This is a genomic window from Streptomyces hebeiensis, assembly GCF_052983195.1.
In genome coordinates this window covers 2,383,073-2,401,462 of sequence record NZ_CM129812.1, presented here as the reverse complement: position 1 = coordinate 2,401,462, position 18,390 = coordinate 2,383,073, and the positions used below count along the sequence as shown (strand labels likewise).

Here is an 18,390-nt window from a genome sequence, read left to right as displayed (position 1 = left end):
GCAGATGCCGTTACGCAGGGACGCGCGGTCCACCACCCGTACCAGTCTGCCCGGCAACCCGCTCGCCCCGTCCGCCGCCCGCCGGTTCACCCGCGCGGCACTCGCGGACTGGACCAGCCTCGGTTACCTGGCCACCTGCACCTTCTGCCGCGGAGACGAGGGATGTTCCCCGGGGCGGCACAGCACCGACCTGCTCGCGGACGACGCGGTGCTGATCGTCGACGAACTCGTCACCAACGCCGTGGTGCACGCCGGAACCACCGTCGACGTGCTCTGCCGGCTCGACGCCCCCGCCGAGGACGCGACGGGGGCGGAGACCACGCCTGCCGCGCTGGTGGTCGAGGTGTCCGACCACCATCCCGCGCGCGCCATACAGAACGACCCCCTCGATCCCCGGGCGGGGGAGCCGCCGTCGGGGATCGAGGAGCCCGAGTACGGCCGCGGACTGCAGTTGGTGGCCGCCCTCGCCGAGAGCTGGGGCATCACCTACCGCTCCGGCCTGAAGACCGTATGGGCCCGGCTGCCGCTCGAAGGCCGGGACACGGGGCCTGCTCCCGGCGCCGAGCCCGTCCTGCGCCGGGGGCTGCGCGCCGCGGAGATCCTGGCGCCCGCGCCCCGGCGCGCCGTGCGCGACGACCCGGAGTGGGCCGGACGAGGCGCGCTGTCCTTCCTCGCCGAGGCGTCGGAACTGCTCGCGGGCCAGCTCGACGAGGACCTGATCGCGGCGCTCGCCGGCCAGTTGCTGGTGCCCAGGCTGGCCGAGTGGTGCGCGGTCTGGCTGGACGGCGAGGGGGCGCAGGCGAGCGCGCCGCCCCGGCTCGCCCGGGTCTGGCACGCGGACGAGTCCCGGGTCGAATCCCTGCGCGCCGCGCTCGAGAAGGAACCGGTACGGCTGCCGGACCCGCCGAGGGGCGGTCCGGTGCGCGTGCCGTGGCCGTGGCCCGAGGGCGAGGGTGGGCACGGGTCCGAGGCCGAGGACGGCCCGTACGCGGGCGGCGGCGCCTACGGAGGTGACGGCGACCGCGATGCGTACGGGGGCGACGACGAGGCGTACGGGAGCGACGGCGGCGCGTACGGCGGCCCGGGTGTCGCGCTCGCGTGCCGGCTGGTCGTCGGCGGACGCGCCCTGGGGACGCTGCTGCTCGGCCGCCCCGGCCACCACCGCGTCCCCGACGACGTGACCTCGCTCGTCGAGGACTTCGCGCGGCGCGTCGCACTCGCCGTCGGCGCGGCCCGCCGCTACAGCCGGCAGGTCACCATCAGCCGGGTCCTCCAGCGCGGCCTGCTGCCCAGCCAGGTGGCGCGGATTCCCGGTGTCACCAGTTCCCTCGTGTACGAGCCGAGCGACGAGGGCCTGGCGGGCGGCGACTTCTACGACATCTTCCCGTGCCCGCCCGGTGACCGCTGGTGCTTCATGCTCGGCGACGTCCAGGGCAGCGGCCCGGAGGCGGCCGTCGTCACCGGCCTCGCCCGCCCCTGGCTCCGGCTGCTCGCCCGCGAGGGTTACCGGGTCGGCGCGGTCCTCGACCGCCTGAACCGGCTGCTCCTGGACGACGCCACCGAGGCCGCAGACGCGGCGTCGCTGATGGTGGCCGCGGCGGCCGCCGCCAGCCCCGGCGCGCGCCCGGGTCCGAACGACGTCCCTGGCGCCCTCGCCGGCCGGCAGACCGGGCCCGACGGCGGCGGGAGGCAGTCGCGCTTCCTGTCACTGCTGTACGGGGAGCTGAGGCCGCTGCCGGGCGGGGACCGGGGCGTACGGTGCACCCTCGCCAGCGCCGGCCACCCGCTGCCCCTGCTCCTGCGGCCCGACGGCAGGGTCCTGCCCGCGGCGGAGCCGCAGGTGCTGCTGGGCGTGGTCGAGCACGTGGCGTACGAGAGCCACACCTTCCACCTGGAACGGGGCGACACGCTGCTCTGTGTCACCGACGGCGTCACCGAGCGCCGGTCCGGCGCCCGCCTGCTGGACGACGGCGACGGGCTGGCGCGGGCGCTGGCCGGGTGCGTGGGGCTGACGGCGCAGGGGGTGGCGGACCGCATACGACGGGCCGTGCACGAGTTCGCGGACACGCCGCCGGGGGACGACCTGGCACTGCTGGTGTTTCAGGCGGAGTGAACGGGCCGGAGGCCGGGCCGGCCGCTCCGCGCGGGCCCGTCCCCCGCGCACCGGCCCGCCACTGGTGTGCGAACCGCTTCCCCGCGCGTACGGGACACTGGGACCATGCCTTCCGCACTGCCCGACGGCGAGCCCATGCCCGAGACCGGCGCGTTGCCCCGCTCCGCCCTGACGGGCGGGGCGGACCGGCCGCTCGGCTTCTACCTGCATGTTCCGTACTGCGCGACCCGCTGCGGCTACTGCGACTTCAACACCTACACGGCGACCGAGCTGCGCGGCTCCGGCGGCGTGCTCGCCTCCCGCGACAACTACGCGCAGACCCTCGCCGACGAGATCCGGCTGGCCCGGAAGGTGCTCGGCGACGACCCGCGACGGGTCAGCACGGTTTTCGTCGGCGGCGGTACCCCGACGCTGCTGGCGGCCGAGGACCTCGTACGCATGCTGGACACGGTCCGGGACGCGTTCGGGCTCGCGGACGACGCGGAGATCACCACCGAGGCCAATCCGGAATCAGTTGATCCGGCGTATCTGGAAGCGCTCAGGGCCGGGGGCTTCAACCGGATCTCCTTCGGCATGCAGAGCGCGAAGCAGCACGTGCTCGAGATCCTGGACCGCACGCACACGCCCGGCCGCCCCGAGGCCTGCGTGGCGGAGGCGCGCGCGGCCGGGTTCGAGCACGTGAACCTCGACCTGATCTACGGCACACCGGGCGAGACCGACACCGACTGGCGCCAGACGCTGGCGGCGGCGGTGGGCGCGGGGCCGGACCACATCTCGGCGTACGCGCTGATCGTCGAGGAGGGCACGGGGCTGGCGCGGCGGATCCGGCGCGGCGAGGTGCCCATGACGGACGACGACGAGCACGCGGACCGGTACCTGATCGCGGACGAGGCGCTCGCCGAAGCGGGCTACCACTGGTACGAGGTGTCCAACTGGGCCACCTCGGAGGCGGCCCGTTGCCTGCACAACGAGCTGTACTGGCGCGGCGCCGACTGGTGGGGCGCGGGCCCGGGAGCCCACAGTCACGTCGGCGGGGTCCGCTGGTGGAACGTCAAGCACCCGGGCGCGTACGCGGCGGCCCTGGCGTCGGGGCGTTCCCCGGGGGCGGGCCGGGAGATCCTCTCGGCGGAGGACCGCCGCATCGAACGCATCCTCCTCGAACTGCGCCTGTCGGCCGGATGCGAGCTGTCCCTGCTGGCACCCGAGGGCCTCGCGGCGGCGCGGCGCGCGGTCGGGGACGGACTGCTGGCGGAGGAGGCGTTCGAGGACGGACGGGCGGTGCTGACGCTGCGGGGACGGCTGCTGGCGGACGCTGTCGTCAGGGACCTGGTGGATTGATCACTCGCCGGGGTGAACCTGAGCGAATTCGGGAGGGGGGCCGCATAGCCTGGTGCTTAGTCTGCCGCTGACCAGACAGTGGCGGAAAGCGGAGGTTCACGGAGATGACCGCTGTGGATGAGCGACCGATCACGCGCGCCGCCAAGACCTTCGAGGACCTGGATGTCCCCGAGGGTTTCAAAGCGGAACTCCTCAGGGGGGACATCGTGATGATGGCAGGGCCCGACCGGGTCCATAACCGGATCGTCCAGTCGGTGCAGGACCAGATTCCGCACGATCGCTGGGACAGGTTGCAGACCCAGGACATCGCCATCCCGAATGAGGAGAGCGAACCACAGCCGGATCTCGTCGTCCTGGAGCGGGGCGCGGCGGAGGGCCCCGGACGGCTCATCCCCGCCCCGGCCGTCACTCTGGTGCTGGAGGTGGTCTCCAGGACCAGCGGCGACCGGGACTACGGCGAGAAGTGCTCGATGTACGCGGCGGGCCGGGTGCCCGCCTACTTGATCATCGACCCGATGGAGCAGCTCTGCATGCTGCTCACGGAGCCGGCCGGTGAGGGGGAGAACGCCGACTACCAGGTGGAGAGGATCACCAACTTCGGCGATTCCGTGCCCCTGGACATGCTCGGTATCAAGCTGGACACCTCGGAATTCGAGACGCTTCCGGCGGTCAGGCGGCGCCGCCGACGGTGACGAAGTCGATCAGCTCCTCGACCCTTCCCAGCAGCGCCGGCTCCAGGTCCTTGTAGGAGCCGACCTTCGACAGGATGTGCTGCCAGGCCGCTCCCGTGTTCTCGGGCCAGCCCAGCGCCCGGCACACCCCCGTCTTCCAGTCCTGCCCCTTCGGCACCGTCGGCCACGCCCGGATGCCCACGGAGGACGGCTTCACCGCCTCCCACACGTCGATGTACGGGTGCCCCAGCACCAGGACGTCCGGGCCCGTCACCTCCGCCGCGATACGGGACTCCTTCGTACCCGGCACCAGGTGGTCGACCAGGACGCCCAGCCGTGCGTCCGGGGCCGGGCCGAAGTCTGCGACGAGGGACGGCAGGTCGTCCACGCCGCCCAGGTACTCCACGACCACGCCCTCGACGCGCAGGTCGTCGCCCCAGACCTTCTCGACCAGTTCCGCGTCGTGCCGGCCCTCCACGTAGATGCGGCCCGCGCGTGCGACGCGCGCCCGGGCGTTCGGGACGGCGAGGGAACCGGAGGCCGTACGGGCCGGCCGGGCCGGGCCGGCGCCCGCCGCCGGCCGCACCAGCGTCACGACCTCGCCCTCCAGCAGGAAGCCGCGCGGCACGAGAGGGAAGACCCGGTGCTTGCCGAAGCGGTCCTCCAGGGTGACCGTCGGCCCCTCGGCCGTCTTCTCGCAGCGGATCACCGCACCGCAGAAGCCCGTCGACACCTCCTCGACCACCAGATCGGGCTCGGCGGGCACCTCCGGTGCGGGGGCGGACTTCTTCCACGGGGGCGTCAGATCGGGGCTGTAGCTGCGCATGGGCACGACCATAAGCGGCCGGTGGTGACTCCCGTGCGTCACCCGAGTCCGAATCTCCGCGCCAGTTCGTCCCGTTGCCGCCGTACGAACCCCGCGTCCACCACCGACCCGTGTCCCGGCACGTACACCGCCTCCTCGCCGCCCAGCTCCAGCAGCCGGTCCAGGGCCGCCGGCCAGTGGGACGGGATCGCGTCCCGGCCCGCCTGGGGGGTGCCCGACTCCTCCACCAGGTCGCCGCAGAACACCACCTCCGGCTCGTCCGGCCCCGCCGGCGGTACCAGGAGCGCGAGATCGTGGGCGGTGTGTCCGGGGCCGATGTTCGCCAGCAGGACCTGACGGCCGCCCAGGTCCAGCGTCAGCTCTCCGGACACCGCGTGGCGCGGCAGGACCAGCAGGTCCACCGCCTCGGCGGCCCGCGCGGGGTCCAGGCCCTCCCGTACCGCGTCCTCGTACAGATCCGCCCGTCCCCGCCCGGCCGGTACCAGCAGTTCCGCGACGCCCACCGCCCCGTAGACCTCGGCCCCCGAGAACGCCGCCGTGCCCAGTACGTGGTCGAAGTGCGGGTGGCTCAGTGCGATGTGTGTCACGTGTCTGCCGCCCATCAGCCGCTGTGCCTGCGCCCGCAGTTCGGCGCCCTCGCCGAGCGCCGAGCCCGTGTCGTACAGCAGGGCCGCCCCGTTCCCGGCCACCAGTCCGGTGGTGGCGTCCCAGCCCGGCAGTCGTCGGCGGCCGACCGCCCGGGTCAGCCGTTCCCAGCCGCACTCTTCCCAAGGGACGTTCATGCGAGGACGCTATCGGCTACGGCCGGTCCGATCACGGGACGGCATGCTCCGCGACCCACAGACCCCGACTGACCGCCCCCGACCCACAGGGCTCGGTGTTGCGCACCCTCCGCCATGGGACCGCGTCGCCGGGCGCCTTGCCAGCGCTGTACCCCACGGCCGTACACTGGCCGGGGGATCTCTGGCACTCTGAAGGAGCGAGTGCCAGTCGGACCCTCGCGCCGGGCCCGGTGAGCGATGACCACCGGTGGCCGGCGGCCGGACGCCCGGAAGCGGGGCGGCCGGGACCGGACGCGACGACAGCTGGAGGTGTGCGCCATGCTCAGCGAACGCAGGCTCGAGGTGCTGCGCGCCATCGTCCAGGACTATGTGGGCACCGAGGAACCCGTGGGTTCCAAGGCGCTCACGGAGCGGCACAACCTGGGTGTCTCGCCGGCCACCGTCCGCAACGACATGGCGGTGCTGGAGGACGAGGGCTTCATCGCCCAGCCCCACACCAGTGCCGGGCGCATCCCGACCGACAAGGGTTACCGGCTCTTCGTGGACAAGCTGGCGGGGGTCAAGCCCCTGTCCCTGCCGGAGCGCCGGGCCATCCAGAACTTCATGGACGGCGCGGTTGACCTCGACGACGTCGTGGGCCGTACGGTACGGCTGCTCGCGCAGCTGACCAGGCAGGTCGCGGTCGTCCAGTACCCCTCGCTGACCCGCTCGACGGTGCGCCACGTGGAGCTGCTGGCACTGGCCCCCGCGCGGCTGATGCTGGTGCTGATCACGGACACCGGACGGGTCGAGCAGCGCATGATCGACTGCCCCGGACCCTTCGGGGAGACCTCGCTCGCGGACCTGCGGGCCCGGCTGAACAGCCGGGTGGTCGGACGCCGCTTCACCGACGTCCCCCAGCTGGTGCAGGACCTGCCCGAATCCTTCGAGCCGGAGGACCGGGGCACGGTCACGACGGTGCTCGCGACCCTGCTGGAGACCCTGGTCGAGGAGACCGAGGAACGGCTGATGATCGGCGGCACCGCCAACATCACCCGCTTCGGGCAGGACTTCCCGCTGACCATCCGGCCGGTGCTGGAGGCGCTGGAGGAACATGTCGTCCTGCTCAAGCTGCTCGGCGAGGCCAAGGACTCGGGCATGACCGTACGTATCGGGCACGAGAACGCCCATGAGGGCCTCAACTCCACGTCCGTCGTCGCGGTCGGCTACGGTTCGGGCGACGAGGCAGTCGCAAAACTCGGCGTGGTCGGACCGACCCGCATGGACTACCCCGGAACGATGGGAGCGGTACGCGCAGTGGCACGTTACGTCGGACAGATCCTGGCGGAGTCGTAAGTGGCCACGGACTACTACGCCGTACTCGGCGTACGCCGCGACGCGTCCCAGGACGAGATCAAGAAGGCGTTCCGGCGGCTCGCCCGCGAGCTGCACCCGGACGTCAACCCCGATCCCAAGACGCAGGAGCGCTTCAAGGAGATCAACGCCGCCTACGAGGTCCTGTCGGACCCGCAGAAGAAGCAGGTCTACGACCTCGGCGGCGACCCGCTCTCCGGCAGCGGTGGCGGGGGCGGCGCGGGCGGCTTCGGAGCCGGCGGCTTCGGCAACTTCTCCGACATCATGGACGCCTTCTTCGGTACGGCGTCCCAGCGCGGCCCGCGCTCGCGCACCCGGCGCGGCCAGGACGCGATGATCCGGCTGGAGATCGACCTCAACGAGGCGGCCTTCGGTACGACCAAGGACATCCAGGTCGACACGGCCGTGGTCTGCACCACCTGCTCCGGCGAGGGGGCCGCGCCCGGCACCTCGGCGCAGACGTGTGACATGTGCCGCGGCCGTGGTGAGGTCTCGCAGGTCACCCGGTCCTTCCTGGGCCAGGTCATGACCTCGCGGCCGTGCCCGCAGTGCCAGGGCTTCGGTACGGTCGTGCCGACGCCGTGCCCGGAGTGCGCGGGCGACGGCCGGATCCGGTCGCGCCGCACGCTCACGGTCAAGATCCCGGCCGGTGTCGACAACGGCACGCGCATCCAGCTCGCGGGCGAGGGCGAGGTCGGCCCGGGCGGCGGTCCCGCCGGTGACCTGTACGTCGAGATCCACGAGGTGTCGCACCCGGTCTTCCAGCGGCGCGGCGACGATCTGCACTGCACGGTGACCATTCCGATGACGGCGGCGGCGCTGGGCACGAAGTGCCCGCTGGAGACGCTGGACGGGGTGGAGGAGATCGACGTCCGGCCGGGCACGCAGTCGGGCCAGTCGATCCCGCTGCACGGCCGCGGCATCACCCATCTGCGGGGCGGCGGCCGGGGCGACCTGATCGTGCACGTCGAGGTGATGACGCCGTCGAAGCTGGACCCGGAGCAGGAGAGGCTGCTGCGGGAGCTGGCGAAGCTGCGCGGCGAGGAACGGCCCACGGGGCAGTTCCAGCCTGGGCAGCAGGGGTTGTTCTCGCGTTTGAAGGATGCGTTCAACGGCCGGTAGGTCTGGTGGCCTGGCGGTGCGGGCGGGGTGTGCGGCCGGGGGGTCCGGGGGTGGCCCCCCGGGTGAGCACTGTCAGCCCGGGCGGCAGGGGTTGTTCTCGCGTGTGAAGGACGCGTTCGACGGCCGGTAGGTCTGGTGGCAGGCCGGGCGGTGCGCGGCTGGGGGTGCGGCAGGGCAGTACGCCCGCTCTCACCGCCCCGCCCCGTGCCGCTGCCCGGTCCCGACCGGCCGGCGCCGATCCACGCCCCCGCACACCACGTAAACCTTTGGCACAAGCCTGATACGAGTCCGGTTCGAAGCTGTCGCAAAAGACATGGCACGATGCACCCATGTCCTCCGCACTGACCGATCTCTGCCGGTACCCGATCGTGCAGGCCCCCATGGCGGGCGGCGCTTCCTGTCCGCAGCTGGCCGCTGCCGTGTCCGGGGCCGGGGGGCTGGGTTTCCTCGCCGCCGGTTACAAGACCGCCGACGGCATGCACGACGAGATCAAACAGCTGCGGGGGCTCACCGGCCGGCCCTTCGGCGTCAACCTGTTCATGCCGCAGCCGCACCACGCCGACCACGCGGCCGTCGAGGTGTACAGCAACCAGCTCGCTCACGAGGCCAGTTGGTACGAGACCCCGCTGGGCAATCCCGACGCCGGCCGGGACGACGCCTACGAGGCCAAGCTGGCGATCCTGCTCGACGATCCGGTGCCGGTCGTCTCGTTCACCTTCGGGTGTCCGACCCGGGCCGTGTTCGACGCCTTCGCCGAGGTGGGGACGTTCACCATTGTCACGGTGACCACCCCGGAGGAGGCCCAGACCGCGCAGTGGTCCGGGGCCGACGCCGTCTGCGTGCAGGGGATCGAGGCCGGCGGGCACCAGGGCACGCACCGCGACGACCCGGACGCCGACGGCGCGGGGATCGGCCTGCTCTCGCTGGTGCCGCTGGTCAGGGAGAGCGTGCAGGTGCCGCTGATCGCCGCGGGCGGGCTGATGCGCGGCGGTCAGATCGCGGCGGTGCTCGCGGCGGGCGCGGACGCGGCGCAGCTCGGCACGGCCTTCCTGGTGTGCCCGGAGTCCGGCGCCAACGTGCTGCACAAGCAGGCGATGACGAATCCGCTGTTCGTACGGACGGAGCTGACCCGGGCCTTCTCCGGCCGCCCCGCCCGTGGCCTCGTCAACCGCTTCATGCGCGAGCACGGCCCGTACGCGCCGCCCGCCTACCCGGAGGTCCACCACCTCACCTCGGGACTGCGCAAGGCGGCGGCCAAGGTCGGCGATCCCCAGGGGATGGCGCTCTGGGCCGGGCAGGGCCACCGGATGGCCCGTGAACTGCCGGCCGGCCGGCTGGTCGAGGTCCTGGCCGGTGAACTCGACGCGACGCGCGCCTCGTTGATGCCGGGACTGGGCCACATCTCGTGACCGCGCCCGTTTTCGTCGTGGCCGGCTTCGACGCCGGTGCCGGTGCCGAGTCCGGTACCGGCCGCCGTTTCGTCCTGGACGGGCCGGAGGGGCGGCACGCGGTCTCCGTGAAGCGGCTGCGCCCGGGCGAGGACGTGGTACTGACGGACGGTCAGGGGCGGTGGGCCGACGGTGTGGTGCTGGCGGCGGAGGGCAAGGACCGGCTGGTGGTCCAGCTGGCCACGGTCGCCGAGGAGCCGCCGGAGACGCCGCGTATCACCGTCGTCCAGGCCCTGCCCAAGGGCGACCGGGGGGAACTCGCCGTCGAGACCATGACGGAGACCGGGGTGGACGCGATCGTCCCGTGGACCGCCTCGCGCTGCGTGACGCAGTGGAAGGGCGACCGGGGGGCCAAGGCACTCGCCAAATGGCGCGCGACGGCCCGCGAGGCGGGCAAGCAGTCGCGCCGGGTGCGGTTCCCCGAGGTCACGGACGTTATGACGACCAAGCAGGTCGCCGCGTCGCTGGCGACGGCGGACTTCGCGGCCGTCCTGCACGAGAGCGGTGAGGAGCCGCTGGCGACCGCGGCGCTGCCGGACAGGGGCTCGATCGTCCTGGTCGTGGGACCCGAAGGCGGCGTCGCCCCCGAGGAGTTGACGGCCTTCGCCCAGGCGGGCGCCAGGCCGTACCGCCTGGGCCGGAGCGTTCTGCGCACGTCCACCGCCGGCACGGCGGCCACGGCCGTCCTCATGGCCCGCACCGGCCGCTGGTCCTGAGCGCGGTACGGACCCGCCGGTCGCCGGTCGACGGCCCGGACCCTCGGTCGTCGATCCCCGGCACGGGCCCCTCAAAGACCCGGCGCCGAAGCTGATGGCGGCCGATACCATGCATGCGTACGGATCATCCTGATCACCGGCACCGGTGGCACCGGGCGTCGCTCGGCGACGCCGGGGCGGCCGAGGAGGTTCGGTGATCGACGGCAGCGAGGAGGCCGGGAGCATGGCCGGAGAACCACAGGCCGACTGTCTGTTCTGCAAGATCGTCGCCGGGGAGGTGCCGGCCACCGTCGTGCGTGAGTCGGAGACCACCGTCGCCTTCCGCGACATCAACCCGCAGGCGCCGACCCACGTCCTGGTCATCCCCCGCGTCCACTATCCCGACGCGGGCAGCCTCGCCGCGGCCGAGCCGGGGATCGCCGCCGACGTCCTGCGCGAGGCCGCCGCGGTCGCGAACCAGGAGAAGGCAGACGGCACGGGCTACCGGATCGTGTTCAACACCGGCGCCGGCGCGGGCCAGACCGTCTTCCACGCGCATGCCCATGTCCTGGGCGGCCGTGGCTTCAACTGGCCTCCCGGGTAGCCGTCTTGTCCGTACGCGAACTGGTGGTGCTGGGCACCGCGAGCCAGGTGCCCACCCGGCACCGTAACCACAACGGCTACCTGCTGCGCTGGGACGGCGAGGGACTGCTCTTCGATCCGGGCGAGGGCACGCAGCGCCAGATGCTGCGCGCCGGCGTGGCCGCCCACGACATCCACCGGATCTGCGTCACGCACTTCCACGGCGACCACTCGCTCGGGCTGGCCGGCGTCATCCAGCGCGTCAACCTCGACCAGGTACCGCACCCGGTCACCGCGCACTACCCGGCGAGCGGACAGCGCTTCTTCGAGCGGCTGCGGTACGCGACGGCCTACCGCGAGACCGCCTCGCTGACCGAGGCACCGGTCGAGAGGGACGGCGTACTCGCGCGCACGCCCGCGTACACCCTGGAGGCGCACCGGCTCTCGCACCCCGTCGAGTCGTACGGCTACCGCCTCACCGAACCCGACGGGCGCCGGATGCTCCCCGACCGGCTCGCCGCGCACGGCATCAAGGGACCGGACGTCGGCCGGCTCCAGCGCGAGGGCGTGCTGAACGGTGTCACACTGGAGGAGGTCAGCGAGGTCCGCCGGGGCCAGCGCTTCGCGTTCGTCATGGACACCCGGCTCTGCGCCGGCGTACACGCCCTGGCGGAGGGCTGCGACCTGCTGGTCATCGAGTCGACGTTCCTGGACGAGGACGAACGCCTGGCGGCCGACCACGGTCATCTCACCGCGGGCCAGGCGGCCCGGGCCGCGCGGGACGCGGGCGTACGGCATCTGGTGCTCACGCACTTCTCGCAGCGTTACGGGGACCCGGACGAGTTCGAGCGCCAGGCGCGCGCGGCGGGCTTCGACGGCGAACTGACGGTCGCGGCGGACCTCGTACGGGTACCTCTGCCGAAACGGTCCGGCTGACGGCGGGACGGGTTCCGGACCGGTCGCGACCGAGGCGCCGCGCGCACGCGTGTGTGACGCGCGTATGACAGGTACGACGCGCGCGTGACAGGTTCGTGAGCGCCGCCGGCCGCCGCACGGCCGGCGACCGCCCCCCGCGGCCCGGATGCGGACGTCCGGGCGTCGGCCCCGGCCCCGCGGATCGGGCAGACTGTCCGGATCCGCACGCGACCGGGAGCCCGCCGTGATCACACCCACTGGAGACCCGCAGGACCACATCGCCCATGTCGATCCGCTCGGCGCGCTGCGCGCGCCGGACGATCCCCCGTGCGACGTCTACCTCACCGGCACGGTCTTCCTCGACATCATCTTCACCGGCCTGGACTCGGCGCCCGTGCGCGGGACGGAGTCCTGGGCCCGGGGCATGGGATCGAGCCCCGGCGGCATCGCCAACATGGCAACCGCCCTGGCCCGCCTGGGGCTGCGGACGTCGCTCTCCGCCGCCTTCGGGGACGACCACTACGGCGAGTACTGCTGGGACGCGCTGGAGCAGGGCGAGGGCATCGACCTGAGCCGGTCCCGCACGGTGCCCGGCTGGCACTCGCCGGTCACCGTCTCCATGGCGTACGAGGGCGAGCGCACCATGGTCTCGCACGGCCACGAGGCCCCGCCGCCCGAGGGCGCGCTCCCGGAGTGCCCGCCCCGCGCGCGGGCCGCCGTGGCCGCGCTCGCGCCCGGCCGGCGCGACGAGTGGATCGCCGGCGCCGCCCGTGGCGGAGCCCGGATCTTCGCCGACGTCGGGTGGGACGACACCGGCCGCTGGGACCTGGCGGGGCTGGCCGACCTGGAGCACTGCGAGGCGTTCCTGCCGAACGCCGAGGAGGCCATGCGCTACACCCGCACCGACTGCCCCCGCGCCGCCGCGTGGCGGCTCACCGACCGGGTGCCGGTGGCCGTGGTGACGCTGGGCTCGGAGGGCGCGTACGCGGTCGACGGCGCCACCGGCGAGACCGCCGAGGTCCCCGCGATCGGGGTGGAGGCGCTGGACCCGACGGGTGCGGGCGATGTCTTCGTGGCCGGTTTCGTCACCGGTACGCTCGCCGGCTGGCCGCTGGCCGACCGGCTGGCCTTCGCCGGGCTGACCGCCGCGCTCTCGGTGCAGGAGTTCGGGGGCTCGCTCTCCGCGCCCGGCTGGGCCGAGGTGGCGGCCTGGTGGGAGTACGTGCGGTCCTGCTCGGAGCAGGATCCGGCGGCGCTGCGGCGCTATGCCTTCCTGGCGGACCTGCTGCCCTCGCCGGCTCGGCCCTGGCCGCTGCGCAGGGCCGTCCCGACGATCGGTTTCGGCCGCTCCGGCTGACCCGGCCCCGGGGGGACGCGACGGGTGTGCCGGCTCATGCCCGTCGCGGTGAACGGCGGGGGACGACGGTGAACAGTGGTGAGAGGCACGGGAAAAGCCCTAGGGGCTTGTCACTGGGGCGCCGTACGCTGGTAGGCGAGAGGTTGTCGAGCAGCGAGAACCGTTCAACAGGAGGTATGTGCAGGCCACAGAGCCGGCCCATGACTCAGACACCCACAGACCGGACCCCGGCAGCGGGGCAGGCACACGCTCGGTTCACCGTTCCCGCCAAGCATCCCATGGTGACGGTCCTTGGCTCCGGTGACTCCCTGCTGCGAGTGATCGAGAACGCTTTCCCGGCGGCGGACATCCATGTCCGGGGAAATGAGATCAGCGCCAGTGGCAGCGCGGCGGACGTCGCGCTCGTGCAGCGTCTGTTCGACGAGATGATGCTGGTGCTCCGCACCGGTCAGCCGATGACGGAGGACGCAGTGGAACGTTCGATCGCCATGCTCAGGGCGAGCGAGAACGGCGGTGCGGACGGTTCCGAGACGCCCGCCGACGTGCTCACGCAGAACATCCTGTCGAGCCGCGGCCGGACGATCCGCCCCAAGACCCTCAACCAGAAGCGCTATGTCGACTCCATCGACAAGCACACGGTCACGTTCGGTATCGGCCCGGCCGGTACGGGCAAGACGTACCTGGCCATGGCCAAGGCCGTCCAGGCGCTCCAGGCCAAGCAGGTCAACCGGATCATCCTGACCCGGCCGGCCGTCGAGGCGGGGGAGCGGCTCGGGTTCCTGCCCGGCACGCTCTACGAGAAGATCGACCCCTATCTGCGCCCGCTCTACGACGCGCTGCACGACATGCTCGACCCCGACTCGATCCCGCGCCTGATGGCGGCGGGCACGATCGAGGTCGCGCCGCTGGCCTATATGCGTGGTAGAACGCTCAACGACGCGTTCATCATCCTCGACGAGGCGCAGAACACGAGCCCCGAGCAGATGAAGATGTTCCTGACGCGGCTCGGCTTCGACTCGAAGATCGTCATCACGGGTGACGTCACCCAGGTCGACCTGCCCGGCGGCACGAAGAGCGGTCTGCGTCAGGTCCAGGAGATCCTGGAGGGCGTGGAGGACGTGCACTTCTCCCGGCTGACGTCGCAGGATGTGGTACGGCACAAGCTCGTCGGCCGTATTGTCGACGCGTACGAGCGGTACGACGACCGGAACGGGTCGTAGGCCGGGCCACCCCGGGAACGGGCCGTGGCACACCTTTGGAACAGAGGCTGGAGAACAGCGGCGCACCATGTCGATCGACGTCAACAACGAGTCCGGCACCGAGGTCGACGAGCAGGCGCTCCTCGATGTCGCGCGCTACGCGCTCACCCGGATGCGTATCCACCCGCTCTCCGAACTCTCGGTGATCGTCGTGGACGAGGCCGCCATGGAGCAGCTGCACATCCAGTGGATGGACCTGCCGGGGCCCACGGATGTCATGTCCTTCCCGATGGACGAGCTGCGTCCGCCGGCCAAGGACGAGGAGGAGCCCCCGCAGGGTCTCCTCGGTGACATCGTGCTCTGCCCCGAGGTCGCCAGGAAGCAGGGCGAGGAGGCCCCGACGCGGCACACCATGGACGAGGAGCTCCAGCTGCTCACCGTCCACGGTGTGCTGCACCTCCTCGGCTACGACCACGAGGAGCCGGACGAGCGGGCCGAGATGTTCGGGCTCCAGGCGGCCATCGTGGACGGCTGGCGGGCCGAGCGCGGCCTGACCGGCCCCTCTCCCGCGCCGACCGTCTCATGACCGCGCAGCTGATCGTCGGCGCGGTCGCCCTGGTCGTGGTGGCCTGGCTGGCCGCGTGCGCCGAGGCGGGCCTGGCCCGGATCACCAGCTTCCGGGCGGCCGAGGCCCTGCGCTCTGGGCGCAGGGGCGCGGCCAAGCTGGCGCAGATCGCCTCCGACCCGACGCGCTATCTGAACGTGGCGCTGCTGGTCCGGGTCGCGTGCGAGATGGCGGCGGGCGTGCTGGTCACGTATGTCTGCCTGAGCCAGTTCGCCCGTACCTGGGTGGCGCTGGTCGTGGCGATCGGGGTGATGGTGCTCGTCAGCTATGTCGCGGTGGGGGTCTCACCGCGCACGATCGGCCGCCAGCACCCGCTGAACACCGCAACGGCCGCCGCGTACGCGCTGCTGCCGCTGGCCCGGGTCATGGGCCCGGTGCCGCAGTTGCTGATCCTCCTCGGCAACGCGCTCACGCCCGGAAAGGGCTTCCGCAAGGGACCGTTCGCGAGCGAGGCGGAGCTGCGGGCGATGGTCGACCTGGCCGAGCAGGAGTCCCTCATCGAGGACGAGGAGCGCCGGATGGTGCATTCCGTCTTCGAGTTGGGGGACACGCTCGTACGCGAGGTGATGGTCCCGCGCACGGACCTGGTGTCCATCGAGCGCTTCAAGACGATCCGTCAGGCGCTGACGCTGGCGCTGCGCTCCGGCTTCTCCCGGATCCCGGTGACGGGGGAGAACGAGGACGACATCGTCGGCATCGTCTATCTGAAGGACCTGGTCAGAAAGACACACATCAACCGGGAGTCGGAGGCCGACCTCGTCTCCACGGCGATGCGGCCCGCCGCCTTCGTGCCCGACACGAAGAACGCGGGGGACCTGCTGCGCGAGATGCAGCAGGAGCGCAGCCATGTGGCGGTCGTGATCGACGAGTACGGCGGCACGGCCGGCATCGTCACGATCGAGGACATCCTGGAGGAGATCGTCGGTGAGATCACCGACGAGTACGACCGCGAACTGCCGCCGGTGGCGGAGCTCGGAGACGGCTCCTACCGGGTGACGGCCCGGCTGGACATCGGTGACCTCGGGGCGCTGTTCGGCTTCGACGAGTACGACGACGAGGACGTGGAGACGGTCGGCGGGCTGCTGGCCAAGGCGCTGGGGCGGGTGCCGATCGCGGGTGCCACCGCGTCGGTCGAGCTGCCCGACGGGCGCATGCTGCGCCTGACGGCAGAGTCCCCGGCCGGCCGCCGGAACAAGATCGTCACGGTCCTCGCGGAGCCGGTCCGGGAGGAGGCGCCGGCGTCATGACGCCGGACGAACTCACCGCGTGCTGCCTGGCGTTGAACGGGACGTCCGCGGACTCCCCGTTCCCGCGCAGCCCCGGGATCACGGTGTTCCGGGTGGGCGGGAAGATCTTCGCGATCTGCTCGCTGGAGGACCGCCCGCTGAAGGTCTCGCTCAAATGCGACCCGGAGGAGGCGATCCGCCTGCGCGCCACCCACCCGGAGATCGTCCCGGGCTGGCACCTCAACAAGCGCCACTGGAACACGGTGACGGTCGGCCCGCTCCCGGCGAGGATGGTGCGGGAGCTGGTCGAGGACTCGTACGACCTGGTGGTGGCGGGCCTGCCGAGGGCGGACCGGCTCCGGCTCGACCGGCCCTGACGGGTCCTGCGTCCCAGGGGCCCCGGCGAGTCCGGGGGAGTCCCGGCGGGCTCGGCGAGTCCGGGCGGGCTCGGCGAGTCCGGGCGGGATCTGACGAGCTCTGGCGAGCTCCGGCGGACGAGGCCGGGGGAGCTGACAGGGCCCGGGAGAGCGTCCGCGTCCCGGGGCGACCCGTCCGCCGGGCCCCCGCCCGCGCTGCCTATGCTCGGCATATGACTCAGAGCACCGACGCCGCCACCGGCCTCGACCCCGAGGACCGCAAGATCATCACTCTCGCCCGCAGCGCTCGTGCGCGCAACGGTGTGCCCGAGGGCGCGGCGGTACGGGACGAGACGGGGCGCACCTACGTCGCCGGCACCGTGGAGCTGGACTCCCTCAAGCTGAGCGCGCTGCGCACGGCCGTCGCCATGGCTGTCGCGAGCGGCGCCACCTCGCTGGAGGCCGCGGCCGTCGTCACCGACGCCGACGGCGCCTCGGACGAGGACCGCGCGGCCGTCCGGGACCTGGGCGGCGCGGCGACCCCGGTCCTGGTGGCGGGCCCCGACGGGGTGCTGCGGGTGACCGTCCCCGCGGGCTGACCGGGAGGCGGGCGGTGACGGGCCGGACCTGGGCGGCGGAGCGGCTGACGCGTCCGTGGCGGCGCCGAGCACGCCACCTTTCACGACGCCGAGCACGCCACCGATCAGGACGCAGGCCGCGCCGTCGGCCAGGGCGCCGGCCGCGGTCCGGCCGCGACCCGGGCGGCCATGACGGCCCCCGCCTGGTCGGTGGCGCGCGCGCGATCGGGGAGAATGGGCGCCATGAGCGCTCGTACCTCCCTTCCCGAGACGGCCGAAGCCCCCCACCGGGCCGGCTTCGCCTGCTTCGTCGGCCGCCCCAACGCGGGCAAGTCCACCCTCACGAACGCTCTCGTCGGCCAGAAGGTGGCCATCACCTCCAACCGGCCGCAGACCACCCGGCACACGGTGCGCGGCATCGTGCACCGGCCGGAGGCGCAGCTGATCCTGGTCGACACCCCCGGCCTGCACAAGCCGCGCACGCTGCTCGGCGAGCGGCTGAACGATGTCGTGCGCACGACCTGGGCAGAGGTCGACGTGATCGGTTTCTGCCTGCCCGCCGACCAGAAGCTCGGTCCTGGTGACCGGTTCATCGCCAAGGAACTCGCCGCGATCAAGAAGACGCCGAAGGTCGCCGTCGTCACCAAGACGGACCTCGTCGACTCCAAGACGCTCGCCGAACAGCTGATCGCGATCGACAAGCTCGGCCGGGAGCTGGGCCTGGAGTGGGCGGAGATCGTCCCCGTCTCGGCCGTCGGCGACCAGCAGGTCGGACTGCTGGCGGACCTGCTCGTCCCGCTGCTCCCGGAGAGCCCGCCCCTCTACCCGGAGGGCGACCTCACCGACGAGCCGGAGCAGGTGATGGTGGCCGAGCTGATCCGGGAGGCCGCGCTCGAGGGCGTACGGGACGAGCTGCCGCACTCGATCGCCGTCGTCGTGGAGGAGATGCTGCCGCGCGAGGACCGCCCGGCGGACAAGCCGCTGGTGGACATCCACGCGAACGTCTACATCGAGCGCCCCAGCCAGAAGGGCATCATCATCGGCCCGAAGGGCAAGCGGCTCAAAGAGGTCGGCACGAAGTCCCGCAAGCACATCGAGGCGCTGCTCGGCACGCCGGTCTTCCTCGATCTGCATGTGAAGGTCGCCAAGGACTGGCAGCGCGACCCCAAGCAGCTGCGGAAGCTGGGCTTCTGAACCTTCGCCG

The 18,390-nt window shown here is 72.5% G+C and carries 18 protein-coding genes; 16 read left to right on the top strand and 2 right to left on the bottom strand.

Going from position 1 to position 18,390, the window contains the following annotated elements; translation table 11 throughout:
- The first annotated feature begins 4 nt into the window (after positions 1-4).
- The 3 genes from ACU6P3_RS10255 to ACU6P3_RS10245 all read left to right on the top strand — a co-directional run bounded on the left by ACU6P3_RS10255 (position 5) and on the right by ACU6P3_RS10245 (position 4,143).
- Positions 5-2,113 carry a SpoIIE family protein phosphatase gene (locus ACU6P3_RS10255; protein WP_447196849.1) on the top strand — a complete coding sequence of 703 codons (2,109 nt, stop codon included), beginning with the start codon at positions 5-7 and terminating at the stop codon, positions 2,111-2,113.
- Between the two features lie 105 nt (positions 2,114-2,218).
- Positions 2,219-3,451, top strand: a complete 1,233-nt coding sequence (gene hemW / locus ACU6P3_RS10250; protein WP_447196848.1) for a radical SAM family heme chaperone HemW — start codon at positions 2,219-2,221, stop codon at positions 3,449-3,451.
- Between the two features lie 104 nt (positions 3,452-3,555).
- Positions 3,556-4,143 carry a Uma2 family endonuclease gene (locus ACU6P3_RS10245; protein ID WP_447196847.1) on the top strand — a complete coding sequence of 196 codons (588 nt, stop codon included), beginning with the start codon at positions 3,556-3,558 and terminating at the stop codon, positions 4,141-4,143.
- Here the strand turns inward: ACU6P3_RS10245 and ACU6P3_RS10240 are convergent.
- Together ACU6P3_RS10240 and ACU6P3_RS10235 are read right to left on the bottom strand one after the other, a co-directional pair.
- Positions 4,121-4,948, bottom strand: a complete 828-nt coding sequence (locus ACU6P3_RS10240) for a DUF3097 domain-containing protein (protein WP_447196846.1) — start codon at positions 4,946-4,948, stop codon at positions 4,121-4,123. The two genes, ACU6P3_RS10245 and ACU6P3_RS10240, sit on opposite strands and share 23 nt — an antisense overlap.
- 38 nt (positions 4,949-4,986) lie before the next feature.
- On the bottom strand, positions 4,987-5,730 hold the full coding sequence (locus tag ACU6P3_RS10235) for an MBL fold metallo-hydrolase (RefSeq protein WP_447196845.1): 744 nt from the start codon (positions 5,728-5,730) through the stop codon (positions 4,987-4,989).
- Between the two features lie 318 nt (positions 5,731-6,048).
- On the opposite strand from ACU6P3_RS10235, the gene hrcA reads away from it, so the two are divergent.
- From hrcA to era, 13 genes are all read left to right on the top strand, one after another.
- Positions 6,049-7,065, top strand: a complete 1,017-nt coding sequence (gene hrcA, locus ACU6P3_RS10230) for a heat-inducible transcriptional repressor HrcA (protein ID WP_447196844.1) — start codon at positions 6,049-6,051, stop codon at positions 7,063-7,065.
- Positions 7,066-8,205 (top strand): molecular chaperone DnaJ, encoded by a 1,140-nt coding sequence (gene dnaJ, locus ACU6P3_RS10225; protein ID WP_030754641.1) that lies wholly within the window; start codon positions 7,066-7,068, stop codon positions 8,203-8,205.
- 329 nt (positions 8,206-8,534) lie between these two features.
- Positions 8,535-9,614, top strand: coding sequence for a nitronate monooxygenase (locus ACU6P3_RS10220; RefSeq protein ID WP_447196843.1), 1,080 nt, complete (start codon positions 8,535-8,537; stop codon positions 9,612-9,614).
- The gene (locus tag ACU6P3_RS10215) at positions 9,611-10,369 is read left to right on the top strand and encodes a 16S rRNA (uracil(1498)-N(3))-methyltransferase (protein ID WP_447196842.1); all 759 of its coding nucleotides are present in this window, start codon (positions 9,611-9,613) and stop codon (positions 10,367-10,369) included. Before ACU6P3_RS10220 ends, ACU6P3_RS10215 begins: the two co-directional genes overlap by 4 nt.
- A gap of 223 nt (positions 10,370-10,592) precedes the next feature.
- The gene (locus ACU6P3_RS10210) at positions 10,593-10,952 is read left to right on the top strand and encodes a histidine triad nucleotide-binding protein (RefSeq protein WP_030754647.1); all 360 of its coding nucleotides are present in this window, start codon (positions 10,593-10,595) and stop codon (positions 10,950-10,952) included.
- Between the two features lie 5 nt (positions 10,953-10,957).
- Positions 10,958-11,866: a ribonuclease Z gene (locus tag ACU6P3_RS10205; RefSeq protein ID WP_447196841.1), complete on the top strand. Its 909-nt coding sequence runs from the start codon at positions 10,958-10,960 to the stop codon at positions 11,864-11,866.
- A 226-nt stretch (positions 11,867-12,092) separates the two neighbouring features.
- On the top strand, positions 12,093-13,202 hold the full coding sequence (locus ACU6P3_RS10200) for a carbohydrate kinase family protein (RefSeq protein ID WP_234314958.1): 1,110 nt from the start codon (positions 12,093-12,095) through the stop codon (positions 13,200-13,202).
- 200 nt (positions 13,203-13,402) lie between these two features.
- Positions 13,403-14,422, top strand: a complete 1,020-nt coding sequence (locus tag ACU6P3_RS10195; protein WP_344275444.1) for a PhoH family protein — start codon at positions 13,403-13,405, stop codon at positions 14,420-14,422.
- A 67-nt stretch (positions 14,423-14,489) separates the two neighbouring features.
- A complete protein-coding gene (ybeY, locus tag ACU6P3_RS10190; RefSeq protein ID WP_030754655.1) occupies positions 14,490-14,987 on the top strand; it encodes an rRNA maturation RNase YbeY in 498 nt (165 codons plus the stop codon).
- Complete coding sequence (locus ACU6P3_RS10185) at positions 14,984-16,273, top strand: hemolysin family protein (protein WP_447196840.1); 1,290 nt, start codon at positions 14,984-14,986, stop codon at positions 16,271-16,273. The genes ybeY and ACU6P3_RS10185 overlap by 4 nt, the downstream gene beginning before the upstream one ends.
- Positions 16,270-16,629, top strand: a complete 360-nt coding sequence (locus tag ACU6P3_RS10180; RefSeq protein WP_447196839.1) for an MmcQ/YjbR family DNA-binding protein — start codon at positions 16,270-16,272, stop codon at positions 16,627-16,629. The genes ACU6P3_RS10185 and ACU6P3_RS10180 overlap by 4 nt, the downstream gene beginning before the upstream one ends.
- Positions 16,630-16,841: 212 nt before the next feature.
- Positions 16,842-17,207: a cytidine deaminase-like protein gene (locus tag ACU6P3_RS10175; RefSeq protein ID WP_030754661.1), complete on the top strand. Its 366-nt coding sequence runs from the start codon at positions 16,842-16,844 to the stop codon at positions 17,205-17,207.
- A gap of 222 nt (positions 17,208-17,429) precedes the next feature.
- On the top strand, positions 17,430-18,380 hold the full coding sequence (era, locus tag ACU6P3_RS10170) for a GTPase Era (protein WP_030754663.1): 951 nt from the start codon (positions 17,430-17,432) through the stop codon (positions 18,378-18,380).
- The last annotated feature ends 10 nt before the right edge of the window (positions 18,381-18,390 follow it).